We start from the raw sequence: 242 nt of genomic DNA, 5'->3' as shown, positions 1-242 counted from the left end.
CCTAAACATGCGAGTTGGTTGAATATGGTCGAGATAGAAATTGGCAATATGAATAAGCAATGCTTAGATCGGCGCATAGCAAGTATGGAAGAGTTAAAGACAGAGCTCACGGCGTGGGAATGGCGCCGAAATAAAGAAGGCGCCAGTATAAATTGGATGTTTAATGTTGATTCAGCACGTGAAAAACTAGAGAGAGCTTACGGTGCTCTCAACTAGTCAAAATTTGTGTGACGAAGTACTAG

1 pseudogene is annotated in these 242 nt (G+C 42.1%); it reads left to right on the top strand.

The window, feature by feature from the left end:
• Positions 1–216, top strand: a pseudogene (locus tag H5201_RS23655) (IS630 family transposase); the annotation flags it as partial.
• Between the last annotated feature and the right edge of the window lie 26 nt (positions 217–242).

It is taken from the genome of Pseudoalteromonas sp. SG43-6 (assembly GCF_014164365.1).
In the GTDB taxonomy this organism is placed as follows: Bacteria; Pseudomonadota; Gammaproteobacteria; order Enterobacterales; family Alteromonadaceae; genus Pseudoalteromonas; species Pseudoalteromonas rhizosphaerae.
Note: the sequence above shows the minus strand (reverse complement) of the source record. Positions and strands in the feature narration are given on the sequence as shown.